Here is a 17,460-nt window from a genome sequence, read left to right on the forward strand (position 1 = left end):
ACGCGCGGCCAGTGTCAACCGGCGCCTTCCGGCGCAGGGCGTCGGCGGCTATGAGAGGCCCGATGAAACGCCTGATCCTCATGCGCCACGGCAAGGCCGAACGGTCCAGTCCCGCCGGCGACTTCGAACGCGCCCTGGCCGACCGCGGCCGGTCCGACGCCGCCCTGATGGGCCGGCTCCTGCTCGACGAGGGACTGATCCCCGACATCGGCCTGGTCTCGACCGCCCGCCGCACCCGGGAGACCTGGGCCCAGGTCTCGCTGTCCTTCCCCGAGGCCCTGACGAGCGCGCTGCCCGGCCTCTACAATGCCGAGGCGGGCCGCATCCTGTTCGAGGCCGAGTCGGCGGGCCTGGAGCACGACTGTGTCATGGTCGTCGGCCACAATCCCGGCATGCACGCCCTGACGGTCGGCCTGCTGCGCGAGGGCGGCGCCGGCGCGGCCCTGATCGCCCGCGCCGAGAGCCGCTTCCCGACCTCGACGGTCGCGGCCTTCACCTTCGACCCCGCCGGACGCCCGGTCTATGACGGCCTGTTCTACGCCGCCGACCACGGCGGGGGCGGCGGCGAGTGACGCGCGTCTACAAGCTGCTGACCCGGCCCGAGTGGCTGGCGGCCGCCGATGCCGGGGTGTTCACCGGCGCGCCCGTCGACGTCGCCGACGGCTTCATCCATTTCTCGACCGCCGCCCAGGTCCAGGAGACCGGCCGCAAGTACTTCTGCGGCGTCGAAAACCTGGTCGCCGTGGCCTTCGAGTCCGAGGCGCTCGGCGAGGGCCTCAAGTGGGAGCCGTCGCGCGGCGGCGACCTGTTCCCGCATCTCTACGGCCCCCTGCCGACGGCCCTGGCCGTCGAGGCCATGCCGGTCGATCTCGATGACGCCGGCATTCCCGTGCTGACCGGTCTGAAGCCGTGACCCTTCACGACACCCTCGCCCGCGCGCTGCACGCCCTCGATCCGGAGGACGCCCACAGCGCGACGATCCTCGGGCTGAAGCTCGGCCTGGGTCCCGTTGACCGCACGCCGGACGACCCGATTCTCGCAACGACCCTGGCCGGCATTCCGCTGGCCGCCCCGGTCGGCCTGGCCGCCGGGTTCGACAAGAACGCCGAGGTCCCGGCCGCCATGCTGCGGGCCGGCTTCGGCTTCGTCGAATGCGGCACGGTCACGCCGCTGCCCCAGCCTGGCAATCCGCGACCGCGCCTGTTCCGGCTGACCGAGGACCGCGGGGTGATCAACCGCCTGGGCTTCAACAACGGCGGCCTGGGCGCCTTCGCCGGCAATCTCGCCCGCCGTCGCCCGGCCGGACCGGTCGGGGCCAATATCGGGGCCAACAAGGACTCCGAAGACCGCATCGGCGACTATGTGCTGGGCCTCCAGCGGCTGTGGGGTCTGGCGGACTACTTCACCGTCAACATCTCCTCGCCCAACACGCCGGGCCTGCGCGCGCTGCAGACCCGCGCGGCGCTGGAGGAGCTGCTGGGCCGGCTGGCCGAGGCGCGCCAGGCGCAGGTCGGCGACTATCCGGTCTTCCTCAAGGTCGCCCCCGATCTCGAGGACGGCGAGGTCGAGACGATCGTCGGGACGGTCGCCGCCTTCGGCCTGCAGGGTATCATCGTCTCCAACACGACCATCAGCCGGCCGGACACCCTGCGCTCGCCGCTGAAGGGCGAGACCGGCGGCCTGTCGGGCCCGCCGCTGATGACGCTGTCGACAACCATGCTCGGCCGCTTCCACGCGGCCAACGACAAGGGTCTGGTCCTGATCGGCGCGGGCGGCGTCGCCTCGGGGGCCGACGCCCTGGCCAAGATCCGCGCCGGCGCCAACGCCGTGCAGTTCTATTCGGCCATGGTCTACGAGGGTCCGGGGCTGGTCACGCGGGTCAAACGCGAGCTGGCGGCGCTGCTTCGGGCCGAGGGCTTCGCGTCCGTCGGCGAGGCGGTCGGCGCCGGATGAGGCGCGATTTCCGACCAACCGCCCCCCGCAGCGCGTTCGAACCGCCACGCGACCTTGCTCTTTTCGCCCCCCGCGCGAATTCTCCTTTCGTTGCTCTGTCATCGGACGTGAAGTAACGCATGGCCATGGTCGACGCCCCGCCCCCCGAGACGGAGACGTCGGGACCGCACGCCCAGCCCTCGCGTCGCTGGCTGTGGCCCGGCGGCCTGTCCGCGCGCCTGCTGGTGCTGACGGCCCTGTTCGTGGCCGGGGCGGCGCTGTTCGTCTTCCCGGCGACCCTGGCGGCCTATGAGGAGCAGTGGCTGCTCGACCGCATCCGCGCCGCCGAACTGGCCTCGACCATCGCCGAGGCCGACCCCGCCCGCCGCGTCACCGCCCCGGTCCGCCAGCAGCTGCTCGAGCAGGCCGGCGTGGTGTCGGTGGCCATCCAGACCGACGGCATGCGCCGGCTGATCCTGGCCGCCCCCCGCGACCTGCGCACGCCCTACATGGTCGACATGCGCAACCAGAACCCGCTGGCCTGGATGATGGCGCCGTTCCAGACGCTGTTCGGCGGCCAGGGCCGCATGGTGCGGGTCATCGCCGAGCCGCGTTTCCGCTCGGGCGAGTTCGTCGAGATCGTCACGCCCGACGCGCCGCTGCGCGAGGCGCTGCTGGGCTATCTCGGCCGGCTGCTGGCGGTGACGCTGTTCGTCGCCCTGCTGGCGGGCCTGGCGGTCTATCTGGCGCTGAACGCCTTCCTCGTGCGGCCGATGCAGAAGATCACCCTGGCCATGGAGCGGTTCCGGGCCGACCCGGCCGACCCGGCCGCCCGGGTCAAGCCCTCCCGCCGCCGCGACGAGATCGGCCGCGCCGAGGTCGAACTGGAGCGGATGCAGGTCGACCTGCTCGCCGCGCTGTCGTCGCGCGCGAGACTGGCCGCGCTCGGCGAGGCCGTGGCCAAGATCAATCACGACCTGCGCAACATGCTGACCAGCGCCCAGATCGCCTCGGACCGGCTGGCGGCCATCGGCGACCCGAAGGTGGCCCAGGCCCTGCCGCGCCTCGAACGGGCGCTGGACCGGGCCGTGACCCTGGCCACGGACGTGCTGGCCTACGGCAAGTCGGCCGAGGCCGCGCCGGAAGCCCGGCCCACCCCGCTGCGCGCGGCGCTGGAAGCCGCCGCCGAGGACGCGGGCCTCAGCGAGGACGGCGTGCGGCTCGAGACCCAGATCAGCGACACCGACGCGGTGATGGCGGACCCGGACCAGTTGCACCGCCTGCTGGTCAACCTGTTCCGCAACGCCCGCGAGGCGATCCAGGACAAGGAGCCCGAGCGCCCGGGCAAGGTCCAGGCGGCCCTGACCCATCGTGACGGCATGAGCGTCGTCCGGCTGTCGGACGACGGCCCCGGTCTGCCCGAACGGGCGATGGTCAACCTGTTCCAGCCCTTCTCGGGCTCGGCCCGGCGCGGCGGCACGGGCCTCGGCCTGGCCATCTCCCGCGAGCTGGCCCAGGCGCACGGCGGCGACCTGACGCTGGTCAAGTCGACCGCCAGGGGCTCGGTGTTCGAGCTGACCCTGCCGGGCGACCTGAGCGCCGAAAAGCCCAAGCGCGCGCGCCGCAAGACGGCGGAAGCCTAGAACCCCTTCGCCACGCCCTCACGGCGGGAGTCGGCGGCCCCGACCAGGCCGTTCGGCGTCATCGCCACGCCGTGCAGGCCTGAGTTCTCGCCGGCGGTGTTGTTGAACAACAGCCCGCGCGCCGCCAGACCCTCGACGACGCCCGGCGGAAAGCGCGCCGGCTCGCTGGAGAAGCGTTCGCCCCTGGCCACCAGGTTCGGCAGCTCGAAGGCGTCCTTGAGGCTCAGCTTCCAGTCCAGATAGCCGACCAGCGCCTTGAGATTGTACGACAGGATGCTGGTGCCGCCGGGCGAGCCAAGCGCCACCACCAGCCGGCCCTGTCGGTCCAGCACGATGACCGGGGCCATCGACGAGCGGGGCCGCTTGCCGGGCGCCGGGGCGTTGGCGGCCGGCGCACCGTCCGGATCCTTCGGCGTGAAGCTGAAGTCGGTCAGCTGGTTGTTGAGGAAGAAGCCGGCGACCATCCGGCCATTGCCGAAGAAGCTCTCCACCGTGGTGGTCATCGAAACCACGTTGCCCTTCGCATCGACGATGACGAAGTGGGTCGTGCCGCCGGGCTCGGCCGTGCGGTCCGGGCCGCGCACGCCGGCGCCGTCGGGATCGCCGGCCGCCGGCGGCGGCCCGATCCGGTCGCCGATCAGCCTGGCCCGCGCGTCGACATAGGCGGGCTTGAGCAGGCCCTTCAGCGGCACGTCGACGAACGCGGGGTCGCCATAGAAGCGGTCGCGGTCGGCGTACATCACCCGCTCGGCCTCGGCGAGGCGCAGCCAGCCCAGCGGATCGCCGGGCCCGCGCGTGGCGATGTCGGTCCGCTCCAGCAGCATCAGCCCCTGCAGCAGGGCCCCGCCGCTCGACGCCGGACGGGTCGTGCAGACGACGTAGATCCGGTAGGGCGCGCACAGCGCCTTGTCGCGGTTCGGGTGGTAGGCCTTGAAGTCGGCGGTGCTCAGGGCGCCCGGCAGGTCACCCTCATGCACCCGGGCGACAATGGCCTCGGCGATCGGCCCCTCGTAGAGCGCCGACGGTCCCTCGGCGGCGAGCCGGCGCACCGTGGCGGCGTAAGCGGGATTGCGCAGCCTATCGCCGGCCTGGTAGCGCGCGCCGTCGGGTCTGGTGAAATAGCGCGCGGCGTCCGGGGCGGCGGCCTGCGGATAGGGGCCGTTGATCATCCCGGCCAGCCGCGGGCTGACGATGAAGCCGTCGGTCGCCAGCCGTTGCGCGTCGTCGAACAGCGCCGACCAGGCGAGGCTCCCGTGATCCCGGTGGGCCTGGGCCAGCATCGCCACGGCGCCGGGGACGCCGGTCGAGCGGCCGCTGAGCACGGCGGTGACGAAGGGCAGCGGCTTGCCGTCGGGGCCGAGGAACATGTCCGGCGACGCGCCCGCCGGGGCGGTCTCGCGGCCGTCATAGGCGGTGACCGCCTTCGAGGCGGCGTCGTAGTAGACCATGAAGGATCCGCCGCCGAGGCCCGAGCTCTGCGGCTCGACGAGACCCAGGACCGCCTGCACGGCGACGGCCGCGTCGATCGCCGACCCGCCCTGGCGCAGGACCTTCAGGCCCGCCTCGGTGGCCAGCGGATTGGCCGTGGCGACCATCACCGACGGCCCGGCCTGCGCCACGGGGGGTGACGGCGCGACGCTCTCGCGCGGCAGCAGCGAACACCCGGCCAGCAGCAGGGCGGCGAAGAGACTGAGAAGGCGCATGCGAACTCCGGACGACGCCTGTCACAATAGGGGCCGCGCGCCGGAGGGAAAGCCCCGCGCATGGACAAGTTCCGGAGGTCGTGCCACTCGAACGGCATGAGCAAGGCCGGCCCCGGACCCCGAAACCTGATCACCGACGTGCCCGGCCTGACGGTCGGACAGGCGCAGGACGAGACCGTCCGCACGGGCGTCACCGTCATCCTGCCGACCGAGCGGGCCGTCTGCGCCGTCGATGTGCGCGGCGGCGGACCCGGCACGCGCGAAACCGACGCCCTGAACCCCGAGAATCTCGTCGGCTCGGTCGACGCCGTGGTGCTGTCCGGCGGCTCGATGTACGGCCTGGCCGCCGGCGACGGCGTGGCTGCCTGGCTGGGCGCCCAGGGGCGCGGCTTCCGCGTCTCGCCGCTGCCGCAGGTGCCGCCCTCGCCGATCGTGCCGGCGGCCATCCTGTTCGACCTGGGCAACGGCGGCGACAAGCAGTGGGGGCTGGAGCCGCCCTACCGCCGGCTGGGCGTCGAAGCCGCCGGTGCCGCCGGCCTCGACATCGCCCTCGGCGTCGCCGGGGCCGGCTACGGGGCGAAGGCCGGCCAGCTGAAGGGCGGCACGGGCTCGGCCTCGGTGGTCACCCATGACGGCTACACCGTCGGGGCCCTGGCCTGCGTCAACAGCTTCGGCTCGGTGGTCGGCGGCGACGGCCGGACCTTCTGGGCCACGCCGTTCGAGATCGACGGCGAGTTCGGCGGCCGCTCGCCGGCCGGCCTCTCGATCGGCCCGGACGACTGGGGTCTGGCCAAGGGCAATCCCGCCGCCCGCGAGAACACCACCATCGCCTGCGTCGCCACCGACGCGGCCCTGACCCCGGCCCAGGCCAGACGCGTGGCCATCATGGCCCAGGCGGGCCTCGCCCAGGCCATCCGGCCGATCCACGCCCCCTTTGACGGCGACGTGGTCTTCGCCCTCTCCACGGGCCGTCTGGGACTCGGCGAGACCCCCGACAGGATGGTGGCGCGCCTGGGCGCGCTGGCCGCCGACTGCCTGGCCCGCGCGGTCGCCCGCGGGGTCTACGAAGCCGTCGCCTGGCCGGGCTGCGACGTGCGCGACTGGCGAAGTCTGACGAAGACTTAACGACCGTCGTTATCAGGCGCATGCTAGGGCCGCGCCCCCGGAGGTTGTCGCCTCCGGCCGGGCGCCGGTTGAGGGAGGTCAACGCCGATCCCCCGCCCGCCGTCCAGTCTGTGGCTCTGGCAAGGGAGATTTGCGCCATGACGGGTTCGATGAAGGTTTCAGGCCGCGTGCTGCTGGCCGGCGCGGCGATCCTCGGCGCGGGCGCCGCGGCCCCCGCCCCGGTCCGTCAGGTCGTCACCGGCCCGGTGGCCGTCTACTGGATGAGCGCCCAGACCAGCAGCGGCATGGCCCTGGGCGGCCAGGGCGCCGGCGGTCCCGGCGGCGGCCGTCCCTCGATGATGGCGATGATGGGCATGGGCCGCGGCGGCAACGTCTCGAAGAGCCTGCTGCTGCAGCTCGGCTCGTCCCAGCCCCCGGCCGGCGCGCCGACAGCCGAGCACCAGCCGCCGTCGGCCCTCGGCGCCGGCCCCAGCCTGCCGCTGCTGACGCCGCGCCAGGTCACGACGCCGGCGACGCGCGAGGAACCGGGCCTGCCGCAGTCCTACGAGAAGCCGCGCGGCCGCATGCTGATCTACTGGGGTTGCGGCGAGCACGCCCGCCCCGGCCAGCCGATGGTCATCGACTTCGCCAGGGTCGCCGCCGGCCAGGTCCCGCCCGAATTCACCCGGATGATGCAAGGGCTGCAGATCACCCCGATGCAGCCGCCTTCGCCGACCCGCAACAAGACCTACGGCGAATGGCCCAACGAGAAGACCCGCACCCAGGTCCCGGCCGGCGGCTCGCTGACCGGGGTGCATGTGGTGCGCGGCAACTACAGCCCGCCGATCCAGTTCTCGCTGACGCCCGCACAGGACTTCCTGCCGCCGGTGCAGATGACCACCAACAGTCGCAATCCGGGCGGCTCGATGCAGCTCGGCTGGCGGCCCGTGTCCGGGGCCACGGGCTACATCGCCTCGACCATGGGCGGCGACGGCGAGACGGTGGTGCTGTGGAGCTCCAGCGAGGTCTCCAGCCTGCTGTTCGCCCTGCCCGACTACCTCAAGCCATCGGACGTGACGCGGCTGCTGGCCAGCAAGGCGCTGATGCAGCCGACCCAGACCAGCTGCACCGTGCCGAAGGAGGTCGCCGACGCCGCGCCGCAGGCGATGTACCAGTTCGTCGCCTACGGCGACGAGGCCAACTTCAGCTATCCCGAGCGCCCGGCCGATCCGAAGCAGGCGTGGAATATCGCCTGGACGGTCAAGGTCCGTTACCGCTCGGCGACCGGCGGCCTGCTCGGCATGGAGATGCCCGGCGCCTATGGCGGCGAGGACGAGGGCGCGCCCGCCGGACCGGGCGGAAAGCCGAAACCGGCCAAGCCGCCCAAGCCCCGCGGGAGCGATATTCTGCGCGGCCTGGGCGTGCCCATTCCGGGCGGTCGCTGATTGTTTGAAAAAGGACCTCGCGGGCGCTTGCCATCCGGCGAATGCCCGACTAGGTTCCGCGCCCTTGCTGAAGGCCTAGACGGGCCCCGGCAAAGTGCGCGCCCGTAGCTCAGCTGGATAGAGCATCAGACTACGAATCTGAGGGTCGGACGTTCGAATCGTTCCGGGCGCGCCATTTTTCCTTCCGTGATTTCAACCGTGACGGCGCCAGGCCGAAGGCCGGCATGGCCGCGGGCGCGGGTCGGCAGATCTGATCACCGCGGCGACGCGGCGGCGGCGGCGGCGGAGCCGCAGTCCGACCGTTTCCATGCAGCGCGAGCCCGGGCTCGCGCGTTAGCACGCCATCGATCCCGGGGGACGGCGTGCACATCACACTTCAACAGAGCCTGGCGTTCGCCATCGTCGGCGGCGCGATCATCGCGTTTCTGGTCGGGCGCTGGCGCTATGACCTGATCGCGCTCATGGCGCTGCTCGCCGGCATCATGGTGGGCGTGGTCCCGGCCGCGTCCGCGTTCGACGGCTTCCGCAACGACGTCACGGTGATCATCGCCTGCGCGCTGGTGGTCAGCGCCGCGTTCGCCCGCTCCGGCGTGGTGGAATGGAGCCTGCAGGCGATCCTGCCCCATCTGAAGAGCGAGCGAAGCCAGGTCCCGGTGCTCACCCTGGTGGTCACGCTGCTGTCGATGTGCACCAAGAACGTCGGCGCCCTGGCGATCATGCTGCCGGTGGCGCAGCAGGTCAGCCGGCGCACCCGGTCGTCGCTGTCCCGGCTGCTGATGCCGATGTCCTTCGGGGCCATGATCGGCGGCACGGTGACGCTGGTGGGGACCGCGCCCAACATCATCGCCTCGGAGGTGCGCCAGGAGATCCTCGGCAAGCCGTTCGGGATGTTCGACTTCACCCCGGTCGGTCTGGTCCTGACCGGCTGCGCCCTGCTGTTCCTGACGTTCGCCTATCGCCTGTTGCCGGCCAACCGGGTGGCGGGACAGAGCATGGACGCGGCGCTCGAGGGGACAACCTATCTGACCGAGATCGTCGTTCCGGAGGGCTGGAAGCACGACGGCGAGCGGCTGGGGGCGATCCTCAAGCTGGGCGACGACGACCTCGCGGTGATGGGCATGGTGCGCGCCGGCAAGCGCAAGGCCAACCCGCACGCCAACACCGTGCTGCACGCCGGCGACGTCCTGCTGGTCGGCGGCGACCAGCAGTCGCTCGGCGACTTCGTGACCCGCACCCAGTTGCAGCTGACCCGCTCCGACAAGCCCCTGGTGATGGAGGAGCCCACCGAGGAGGTGCGCGCCGTCGAGGCCATCGTCAGCGCCGACTCTCCCCTCATCGGGGCCTCGGCCCAGACCACCCGGCTCCACGCCGAGCACGGCATCAACCTGCTGGGGGTCAGCCGAAGCGGCTATCGCCTGACCCAGCATCTGCGGAGCGTGCGCCTCAAGGCGGGGGACATGCTGCTGATGCAGGGGGCCGAGCGCAGCCTGCCCGGCGCGTTGCAGACCCTCGGCCTGATGCCCCTCGTCGAGCGCGAGGTGCGGCTGGGCGGCGTGCGCCAGCGCTTCACCGCCCTGGCCGTGCTGACCGCCGCCATGCTGCTGGTCGCCTTCGGTCTCGCGCCGGTCTCGGTGGCCTTCTTCGGCGCCGCCGTGATGATCGTCGCCCTGGGCGGGCTGCGCATGCGGGAAGCCTATCTCGCGCTCGACGGCCCCCTGCTGGTGCTGATCGCCTGCCTGATCCCGGTCAGCGACGCCATCCAGAAGACCGGCGGCGCCGACCTCATCGCCGGCGCGCTGTCAGGGGCCTTCCACGGCCTGCCGGGCGTGGTGGCGATCGGCGCGGTGATGCTCGGCTCGATGGCCGTGACGCCGTTCCTCAACAACGCCGCGACGGTGCTGATCATGGCCCCGATCGGGGCCAGCCTGGCCAAGACCCTGGGGTTCAACCCCGACACCTTCCTGATGGCGGTCGCCGTCGGGGCGGCGTGCGACTTCCTCACGCCCATCGGCCACCAGTGCAACACCCTGGTGATGGCGCCCGGCGGCTACCGGTTCATCGACTATCCCCGCCTCGGGGCGCCGCTCAGCCTGATCGTGCTGCTGGTCGGCCCGCCGGTGATCGCGCTGTTCTGGCCGCTGGGCTGAACCCCGGCCGGGCGACCCGGCCCTAGAAGCCTCGGGCCTCGAGCCATCCGGTCACCGCCGCGACCGCCTGCGGCAGCAGTTCGGGGCGGTCGATGTAGTAGTGGTCGGCGCCCTTGACCTCGACGAAGGTCTTGTCGGCCGAGCCCAGGGCCTCGTAGAGCCGCGCCGCGTGGCTGGGCGTGCAGGCAAGGTCGGCGGTGTTGCTGATGACCAGGGTCGGGCAGGTCACGTTGGCGGCGTTCTTCAGCCCGTGGGCGCGGCTCTCGTCGTAGCTCCACTGCGACAGCCAGGAGCGCAGGGTGGTGAAGCGGCCGAGGCCCACCGGCCCGTCGTTCACGATCCGCGGGTCGCCGAGGTAGCAGGTGTACGGCTTGCGGTCGGACGGGTCCTGGGTCGGGTCGGTCCAGCGCACGTCGCTCATGGTGCCGTAGACGACGAACGGCCGCTCCATGTCCGGGTCGGTCTTCTTCAGCTCGGCGAGCGTCGCCTTCACGCGGGCGGTGATGCGCCGGTTGCGGGCGATCTGGGCCTCGCGGAAGCGGGCGACGAATTCGGGGCTGTAGGGCGGCTGGTTGGGGCAGGCCGGGTCGTAGATGTTCAACTCGACGTCGCGCTCGAACGGCTTGTCCTCGTCGAGGATCGAGGGGTCCATCCACTCGGTCATGGTCACCGAGCGGCTGATGTGGGCGGCCAGCAGCATGATGCCGTCGGCCGGCTGCAGGTTGGCGGCGGCCAGGTCGACCGGGTCGCCGGCCGGGGTGTGGGTGATCGTCGGGTTGACCGCCTGCTCCTGGTAGAAGGTCGACAGCGAGCCGCCGCCCGACCAGCCGCCGAGGATGACCTTTTCATAGCCGAAGCGCTTCTTCAGGTCGGTGATGCAGGCGCCCAGGTCGGTGACGCACTTCTCGAGGATCAGGGCCGTGTCGTTCCCGCGGTAGCGCGGATTGCAGTAGATGACGTGCCGGCCCGCGTGGGCCAGGGCCGTGACCAGCGGCAGGAACGAGCCGCCGCCGATCGGGTGGCTGAACAGGATGACGGTCTTCGACTCGCCCTCGGCCGGCCGGATGCGCATGCACTCGACGAACACCCGCCCCTCGGGCCCGCCGTAGGTCTCCTTGAGCCGGCTCGCCTCGGCATAGGCAAAGCCGTAGGGCTCGCGAACGATGCTCATGGAATCCTCCCGGAGGGCGCCGCCGCTTGCCGCGGCCGGTCATTTCTGATTTCTAAGTCAGGAATTCGGACGAAGGAGTCAAGGCGCGTGACGGAGGCGGCGACGACAGTCCCGGTCGGCAAGGGCGGACGCACCGCCGCGCGGATCCGCGACGTGGCGCTGGAGATGTTCTCGCGGCTGGGCTTCGAGCGGGTGATGATGGCGGAAATCGCCGCCGGCGCGGGCGTCTCCCAGGCCACCCTGCACTACCACTTCCAGGACAAGGCCCAGCTGTGGCGAGCGGCGATGCTGCACCTCAGCGCGGTGATCGGGGCCGAGGAGCGGCGGCTGGAAGCGGCCGCCGACCTGTCGCCCGCGGCGCAGCTGCGCGAGGCCATGCGGCTGTTCCTGCGCATCAGTTGGGCCCACCCGGCGCTCGGCCGGATCATCGCGCTGGAGGGGATGGCCGGCGGCGATCGGCTGGCCTGGCTCGACTCGCACCTGACCGGCCCGCGCAACCGACGGCTGGTGGCGATCGCCCGCGCGGCCATCGCCGCCGGCGAGCTGAAGCCCTTCCCGGCCGAGCAGCTGGTGATCACCCTGCAGGCCGCCGGCGTGGGAGTGATCAACCTGGCCCCGATGATCCAGCAGAGCTTCGGCGTCGACCCCGCCAGCCCCGAGGCCCGGCAGGCCCACGAAACGATGATCCTGGACGCCCTGCTCGGCGGCCTGATGATCCAACAAGAACAGACCTGAACGAGGAAACCGCCATGACCCAGCAGCCGTCCGGCATTCACCACCTGGCCTTCATGGCCGGGGACATCAAGAAGCACATCGCCTTCTTCTCGGAGGTCATGGGCTGCCCGCTGGTGGCGCTGTTCGACATGCACGGCGTGCCGGGCGGGCTGCACGCCTTCCTCAAGATGAACGAGCACAGCTACTTCTCGATCGTCCAGCTGCCCGACGTCGACAAGATCCCGATCAAGCTGGGCGAAACCCACGCCGGCAGCGGGGCCCTGCCCAGCGCCGCGGGCACGCTGCAGCACCTGGCCTTCCGGGCCGACACTGAGGCGGACCTGATCGGCCTGCGCGACCGCATCCGCAGCCACGGCGTCAACGTCATCGGTCCGATCGACCACGGCATGTGCAAGTCGATCTATTTCGCCGGCCCCGACCACATGACGCTGGAGGTCGCGACCCCGTCCGCCGGCATCGACCCGGCCCTGTGGATCGACCCGGCGGTGCTGGCCAAGGCCGGCATCAACGACGCCGAGGCCGAGCGCTTCAAGGCCCCGGCCCCCTACACCGGACCCAGTCCCGTGCCGCAGCCGCCCTATGACGAGAGCAAGCCGCACATGGCCTATCCGAAGGAGGCCTATCTGAAGATGCTGCAGATTCCCGACGAGATGCTGACCGCCGGGGCGTCCTACACCGAGACGCCCGTGAAGGCGCACGCATGACCCGGATCAACGTCAGCGACCTGGCGGCGCGTCTCGCCGCCGGGGCCTCGCCCGGGGCGGTGCGGGTCGTCGGGCTGACCGGTTCGGTCGCGGCCGGCAAGAGCACGCTGGCGGCCGCGCTCAAGACGGCGCTTGAGCCGACGCTCACCGTCGAGGTGGTGTCGACCGACGGCTTCCTGTGGCCCAACGCGGTGCTGTCCGGGCGGGGGACACTGATGCGCAAGGGCTATCCGGAGACCTATGACCAGGACGGCCTGCGAACGGCGCTCACGGCGCTGCGCGCGGGGCCGGCGGTGTTCCCCGGCTATTCGCATGTGATCTATGACATCGACCCGGCGCTGAGCCGGACTGTCGCGCCGCCGGACATCCTGATCCTCGAAGGCCTGGGCCTGGCGGACAAGGCGGCCGGACTCGACCTGCTGGTCTATCTCGACGCCGACGAGGCGGATCTGGAAGACTGGTTCGCGCGGCGGTTCGTGGACTTCTGGCGGGCGGCCGAGCACGACCCGACGTCGTTCTACGCCCGCTTCCGCGGCATGACCGAGGCGGCGGCCGAGGCTTTCGCCCGAAGCGTGGTCTGGGGACAGATGAACCTGCCCAATCTGCGCGAGCACATCATCCAGGCGCGGGACGCGGCGGACGTGGTGGTGCGCAAGCAGGCCGATCACGGCCTGTGGCTGGAACGGTAGCTACTTCCCGCCGCTGACCGTGATTTCCTTGATCAGCGCCTGGACCTGGGCCTTGCCGCCGGCGGCCCAGACCACCTTGAGGTGGGCCAGGGTGCGCGCGGCCGCGTCGTCGAAGCGCCAGTCGCAGGAGTCGAAGCGGCAGTTGTCGAACACCGGCGGCTTACCGCCGCTGAAGACCATCCGGCATTCACGGAATTCGCAATCGGCGAAGACCTCTCCGTCCAGCGGAACGGTCTCGAGATTGAAGATGGTCGCGGTCTGCATGTCTGTCTCTATTCGTCGTCGTCAGCCGGCGCCGGCTCTTCCGGCTGGCCGGATTCGCGGGCGCGGCGCTTGGCTTCGGCCTTCTCGGCGGCTTTCACCGCCTTGAGGCGCTCGCGTTCACTGCGTTCGAAGTTGTAGTTGGGCTTGCGGGCCATGGCGGCGCACTCCGTCAGGGTCAGGGGCTATTGCCGGGCCTTGCGGGCGGCGTATTTGGCGTCGCGGGCGGCCTTCTGCTCGGCCTTGGTCAGGGCCTTGCGTTCCTTACGCTCGCCACGGCGGGCGTCGAGGTCGGCTTCGGCGCGGGCGGCTTCGGCGAGGCGCGCGGCCTCTTCGGCGTCGGCCACGGCCTGTCTGGCGGCGGCCTTGGCGGCGGCGCGTTCCTCGCGGACCCGTTCGAGTTCGGCCGCCTTCATGGCGGCGCGCTCGGCGAACAGGGGATCGGTGACGGCGGCCTTCGGCTTCATCTTGGCCAGAAGGGCCTGCTTGGCTTCAGCGGCGGTCTTGAGCCGATCCGCGAAGCCGGTCTTGAGAATATCGTTCATGTGTCTTTCGGACGTACGGGCGCGAGCAGCCGGACTATTCGGTCGGGGCAGGCTCGGGCGGCGTCTGGGGCTCGGTCGGCAGCGGGGAGTCGAGCGGCGGCTTGAAGGTGGCGGCGCAGATCGCTTCCAGATGCTTGCGGATCGAACGGGCCGCCAGCAGGGCGTCAACGGCGCGACAGCCTTCCGCCTTCAGCCGGTCCTTGAGGACATCGACATCACGGAACTGGCCGGACCGGGCCAGGGCATAGGCGCGTTGAACAGTGGACATGGTCTTGATCTGCTTGAGGACGCGCGGGCCCGGGTCAGGCGCTGCACGATCAAAATGTCGGAGAGGAACAAGGGAGGCCCGGAACCCGATCCGAAGACCAAGTGCAGTGAGCAACCGAACCAGAACGAAATTCGACTTTGCCGTCATACGCCAAAAGCCCGTTCAACGCCACAGAAATACCAGCGACGGGGTCCTCGCGGCTTGAGACGCCTGCCTGAAACACTCAGTTCCGTTGCGGCCTTCAGGCGGCGCGCGGTCGCGCGACGCCTGCGCCGATGCCGCGGCGGCGGGCTCCCACCGCCTATTTCCCGTCCCTGGCCTCGCGGTATTCGCCGTTGAATTCGAGGCTGATCTCGTCCCCGAGACCCGGCTGGGTGAGGAAGGCGGTCATGCCGAAATCGGAGCGCTTGAAACGGCCCGTGGCCTTCACCCCGATCGCGCCCCCGCCCATCGGATAACTGGCGGTCGAGCCGGTCAGGGTGGCGTCGAGGGTCACCGGCCGCGTCTGGCCCAGCAGGGTGAGATCGCCGGTGATCTTCGCCGTGGTCGGGCCCGTAACGACGACATGGGTCGACCGGAAACCGATGGTCTTGTGGACCCGGGCGTTGAGGAAATGCGGGTCTAGCGCGAGATACTGCTCCCAGCCTGTGTAGGGCGACGCCGGCATGACGGTCTTCCAGTCTTCGCGGAAGTCGGCGCCGAGCGAGGTCGGGTCGATCGTCGCGGTGACGCTGGAGGCCGCCGGGTTGGCGGGGTCGAGCGTCACGGTGCTGTCGATGGTGCGGAAGCGCGCGACATAGTCGCCCAGACCGATGTGGCGGATGCGGAAGAACAGCGTCGAGTGCTCGGGGTCGATCACGTAGCGGCCCGCCGGCGCGGCGATGGCGGCGGCCCCGGGCGCGGGCTTCACAGGCTCGGCGGGGCGGCCACAGGCGACGACGAACAGCAGCAGACCGATGACGGCGGCGCGGATGGGGGTCATGGGACCCTCCTCGGGTTCTGAGTGACGGGTAGTGTGACGAGCGACGACTAGGCGCGGGACCAGCCGCTGCCCTCGAGGTCCAGCCCCCTGGCGACCTCCTGCACTTCCGGGGAGAAGTCTTCCATCTCCTGGATGCGGCGGATCTCGATGACCTCGTTCTCCTGGGCCGGGCATTTGGCCGCCCAGGCCGTGGCCTCGTCGAGCGACGCGACCTCGATGATCCAGAACCCGCCAAGCGCCTCCTTGGACTCGGCGAACGGACCGTCGGTGATCAGGGGCTTGCCGCCCTTGAAGGAGACGCGCTTGCCCACCGCGGGCGGATGCAGGCCTTCGCAGCTGCGCAGGATGCCCGCGTCCACCAGCGACTGGTTGTAGGCCATCATCTTCTCGACCCCGTCGACGGGCAGGTCGAGCTCGGGGCCGGCCGACTCGTAGCCGCCGGGGATCATCAACAACATGAAGCGCATGGTCTGTCTCCTTGATGGGCGCGTCTCGACAGGATGACGAACGGCGGCGACGGCTCCCGACAATCGCACCGGCGACGCGCTAGCGGAGCTGGCGGCGGTACAGGGCCAGGATACGCTCCCAGTGCCGTTCGGCGGCGTCGCGGTTGTAGGCCGGGCGTTTGGGGAAGACGAAGCCGTGCTCCACGCCGGGGCAGAGTTCGACCTCGGCGCGCACGCCGTGAGCGGCCAGATCGTCGCGCAGCGGGGCGATGGACTCCTCGGGGAACCAGCGATCGATCTGGGCGCAGGCAAAGTAGAGTTCGGCGTCGGTCTGGCGGGCCAGCAGGTGCGGACTGTCCGGGGCGTCGGTCATCAGCGAGACGCCGTGGATCGAGGCGGCCGCCTTGACCCGGTCGCGGAAGCGGGCGGCGGCGGCGATCGCGTAGGGGCCGCTCATGCAGTAGCCGACGGTCCCGATCGATCCGGTCCAGGCGGCGGGGTCGGCATCGGCGAAGGTCAGCAGCGCGGCGGCGTCATCCATCACCAGCGGAATCGACAGACTGTTCATCAGCTCGAACATCCGCGCCCGGCCCGGATCGTTCGGGTCAGGCGACAGGACCCCCAGCTCCATCACGCCGGCGCGGTAATAGAGATTGGGCAGCATGACGTAATAGCCGCTGGTCGCCAGCCGCCGGGCCATGTCCCGCAGCTCCTCGCGGATCGCCGGGGCGTCCATGAAGAACAGGATCACCGGGTGCGGGCCTTCCCGCTCGGGATGGACGATGAAGGTGGTGGTCGCGCCATCCTTCGTGCGGATGTCGAGCTGGCGTTCGATCATGGATGAGTCCCCGACTGTTCGGCCGAGGCATAGCAGGGCCGGGAATTCCTGTCCCGTCAGCGCCGGCTGAAGCGCGCGCCGACGTCGGCCAGGGCGGCGGGGGCCAGGAACCAGGGCTCGACCAGATAGCGGAAGGCCAGGCGTTTGGGTTGCGACAGCAGCCGGTAGAGCCACTCGACGCCCAGCCGGCCGGTCCAGCGCGGCGCCGCGGTCTGTTCGCCGGCCTCGTAGTCGAACGCCGCCCCGACGGGGAAGAACACGCCGCGGCCGATCCGGTGGCGGTTGGCGGCGATCCAGTCCTCCTGGCGCGGCATGCCCATGCCGACGAGGATGATGTCCGGGTCGAAGGCGGCGATGTCCTTGCGCAGGGCGACGCTGTCGGCGCTGTCCGGCGCGATGTCGAAGAAGCCGTTGCGCACCGCGAGGTTCACCCCCGGATGACGCCGCCGGATCTCGGCGGCGGCCTTCTCGCCGACGCCCGGCGCGCCGCCGACGTGGAACACGCGCCAGCCGCGCTCGCGGGCCAGGGCCCAGAAATCCTCGCGCCAGTCGAGATAGGTCGAGCGATGCTCGCGACCGACCTTCAGCCCCATCAGCCGCCCCCACAGGATCATCGGCAGACTGTCGATCTGGGTCAGCTCCGCCTCCTCGAAGAAGGCGCGCAGGGCCGGCGTCCGCTGCAGCAGGAACAGGCTGTGGCTGTTGTGGTTGGCGATCACCGCGGTGCCGCCGCCCGCGACGAACACCTCGGTCGCCGCCAGCATTTCGGCGGGCGTGACGGGATCGACGTCTCCTCCGAGGAGGTGCAGGCGCAGGGCGGGGGCGAAGAAGTCCATGCGCACACGAT

At 71.0% G+C, this 17,460-nt stretch carries 20 protein-coding genes and 1 tRNA gene; 11 read left to right on the top strand and 10 right to left on the bottom strand.

Annotated elements, in window-relative coordinates:
• The first annotated feature begins 62 nt into the window (after positions 1-62).
• The 4 genes from AC1RN0_RS11750 to AC1RN0_RS11765 all read left to right on the top strand — a co-directional run bounded on the left by AC1RN0_RS11750 (position 63) and on the right by AC1RN0_RS11765 (position 3,575).
• On the top strand, positions 63-572 hold the full coding sequence (locus tag AC1RN0_RS11750) for a SixA phosphatase family protein (protein ID WP_492787620.1): 510 nt from the start codon (positions 63-65) through the stop codon (positions 570-572).
• On the top strand, positions 569-913 hold the full coding sequence (locus AC1RN0_RS11755) for a DUF952 domain-containing protein (protein WP_492787621.1): 345 nt from the start codon (positions 569-571) through the stop codon (positions 911-913). Before AC1RN0_RS11750 ends, AC1RN0_RS11755 begins: the two co-directional genes overlap by 4 nt.
• Positions 910-1,953: a quinone-dependent dihydroorotate dehydrogenase gene (locus tag AC1RN0_RS11760; RefSeq protein WP_492787622.1), complete on the top strand. Its 1,044-nt coding sequence runs from the start codon at positions 910-912 to the stop codon at positions 1,951-1,953. The genes AC1RN0_RS11755 and AC1RN0_RS11760 overlap by 4 nt, the downstream gene beginning before the upstream one ends.
• Before the next feature lie 125 nt (positions 1,954-2,078).
• Positions 2,079-3,575, top strand: a complete 1,497-nt coding sequence (locus tag AC1RN0_RS11765) for a sensor histidine kinase (protein WP_492787815.1) — start codon at positions 2,079-2,081, stop codon at positions 3,573-3,575.
• Here AC1RN0_RS11765 and ggt read toward each other — a convergent pair.
• Positions 3,572-5,278: a gamma-glutamyltransferase gene (ggt, locus tag AC1RN0_RS11770; RefSeq protein WP_492787623.1), complete on the bottom strand. Its 1,707-nt coding sequence runs from the start codon at positions 5,276-5,278 to the stop codon at positions 3,572-3,574. The genes AC1RN0_RS11765 and ggt overlap by 4 nt on opposite strands.
• Positions 5,279-5,338: 60 nt before the next feature.
• Between ggt and AC1RN0_RS11775 the strand changes: the two genes are divergently transcribed.
• The 4 genes from AC1RN0_RS11775 to AC1RN0_RS11790 all read left to right on the top strand — a co-directional run bounded on the left by AC1RN0_RS11775 (position 5,339) and on the right by AC1RN0_RS11790 (position 9,974).
• Positions 5,339-6,403, top strand: a complete 1,065-nt coding sequence (locus AC1RN0_RS11775) for a P1 family peptidase (RefSeq protein WP_492787624.1) — start codon at positions 5,339-5,341, stop codon at positions 6,401-6,403.
• 137 nt (positions 6,404-6,540) lie between these two features.
• Positions 6,541-7,827, top strand: coding sequence for a hypothetical protein (locus tag AC1RN0_RS11780; protein ID WP_492787625.1), 1,287 nt, complete (start codon positions 6,541-6,543; stop codon positions 7,825-7,827).
• Between the two features lie 98 nt (positions 7,828-7,925).
• Positions 7,926-8,002: transfer RNA gene (locus tag AC1RN0_RS11785), tRNA-Arg, on the top strand.
• A 187-nt stretch (positions 8,003-8,189) separates the two neighbouring features.
• Positions 8,190-9,974, top strand: coding sequence for an SLC13 family permease (locus tag AC1RN0_RS11790; RefSeq protein ID WP_492787626.1), 1,785 nt, complete (start codon positions 8,190-8,192; stop codon positions 9,972-9,974).
• Between the two features lie 22 nt (positions 9,975-9,996).
• On the opposite strand, the gene AC1RN0_RS11795 is transcribed toward AC1RN0_RS11790, so the two are convergent.
• On the bottom strand, positions 9,997-11,145 hold the full coding sequence (locus AC1RN0_RS11795) for an alpha/beta hydrolase family protein (protein ID WP_492787627.1): 1,149 nt from the start codon (positions 11,143-11,145) through the stop codon (positions 9,997-9,999).
• Between the two features lie 87 nt (positions 11,146-11,232).
• On the opposite strand from AC1RN0_RS11795, the gene AC1RN0_RS11800 reads away from it, so the two are divergent.
• Genes AC1RN0_RS11800 through AC1RN0_RS11810 form a run of 3 tightly spaced genes read left to right on the top strand, consistent with a single transcriptional unit; the run spans position 11,233 to position 13,273 of the window.
• Positions 11,233-11,880 (top strand): TetR/AcrR family transcriptional regulator, encoded by a 648-nt coding sequence (locus AC1RN0_RS11800; RefSeq protein WP_492787628.1) that lies wholly within the window; start codon positions 11,233-11,235, stop codon positions 11,878-11,880.
• A gap of 14 nt (positions 11,881-11,894) precedes the next feature.
• The gene (locus AC1RN0_RS11805) at positions 11,895-12,584 is read left to right on the top strand and encodes a VOC family protein (RefSeq protein ID WP_492787629.1); all 690 of its coding nucleotides are present in this window, start codon (positions 11,895-11,897) and stop codon (positions 12,582-12,584) included.
• Complete coding sequence (locus AC1RN0_RS11810; RefSeq protein WP_492787630.1) at positions 12,581-13,273, top strand: type I pantothenate kinase; 693 nt, start codon at positions 12,581-12,583, stop codon at positions 13,271-13,273. The genes AC1RN0_RS11805 and AC1RN0_RS11810 overlap by 4 nt, the downstream gene beginning before the upstream one ends.
• On the opposite strand, the gene AC1RN0_RS11815 is transcribed toward AC1RN0_RS11810, so the two are convergent.
• The 8 genes from AC1RN0_RS11815 to AC1RN0_RS11850 all read right to left on the bottom strand — a co-directional run bounded on the left by AC1RN0_RS11815 (position 13,274) and on the right by AC1RN0_RS11850 (position 17,449).
• Positions 13,274-13,537: a hypothetical protein gene (locus AC1RN0_RS11815; RefSeq protein ID WP_492787631.1), complete on the bottom strand. Its 264-nt coding sequence runs from the start codon at positions 13,535-13,537 to the stop codon at positions 13,274-13,276.
• Positions 13,538-13,545: 8 nt separating this feature from the next.
• Positions 13,546-13,692 carry a hypothetical protein gene (locus AC1RN0_RS11820; protein ID WP_492787632.1) on the bottom strand — a complete coding sequence of 49 codons (147 nt, stop codon included), beginning with the start codon at positions 13,690-13,692 and terminating at the stop codon, positions 13,546-13,548.
• A gap of 27 nt (positions 13,693-13,719) precedes the next feature.
• On the bottom strand, positions 13,720-14,079 hold the full coding sequence (locus tag AC1RN0_RS11825; protein WP_492787633.1) for a DUF6481 family protein: 360 nt from the start codon (positions 14,077-14,079) through the stop codon (positions 13,720-13,722).
• Between the two features lie 34 nt (positions 14,080-14,113).
• Entirely contained in the window at positions 14,114-14,347 is a 234-nt protein-coding gene (locus AC1RN0_RS11830) for a hypothetical protein (protein ID WP_492787634.1), read from the bottom strand.
• 301 nt (positions 14,348-14,648) lie between these two features.
• Positions 14,649-15,329, bottom strand: coding sequence for a YceI family protein (locus AC1RN0_RS11835; protein ID WP_492787635.1), 681 nt, complete (start codon positions 15,327-15,329; stop codon positions 14,649-14,651).
• A gap of 47 nt (positions 15,330-15,376) precedes the next feature.
• On the bottom strand, positions 15,377-15,796 hold the full coding sequence (locus tag AC1RN0_RS11840; protein ID WP_492787636.1) for a YciI family protein: 420 nt from the start codon (positions 15,794-15,796) through the stop codon (positions 15,377-15,379).
• A 79-nt stretch (positions 15,797-15,875) separates the two neighbouring features.
• Positions 15,876-16,613: a dienelactone hydrolase family protein gene (locus AC1RN0_RS11845; protein ID WP_492787637.1), complete on the bottom strand. Its 738-nt coding sequence runs from the start codon at positions 16,611-16,613 to the stop codon at positions 15,876-15,878.
• Between the two features lie 56 nt (positions 16,614-16,669).
• Positions 16,670-17,449 carry a WecB/TagA/CpsF family glycosyltransferase gene (locus AC1RN0_RS11850; protein ID WP_492787638.1) on the bottom strand — a complete coding sequence of 260 codons (780 nt, stop codon included), beginning with the start codon at positions 17,447-17,449 and terminating at the stop codon, positions 16,670-16,672.
• Positions 17,450-17,460 lie beyond the last annotated feature (11 nt).

The sequence above is a fragment of the Caulobacter sp. GW821-FHT12F03 genome (assembly GCF_058806855.1).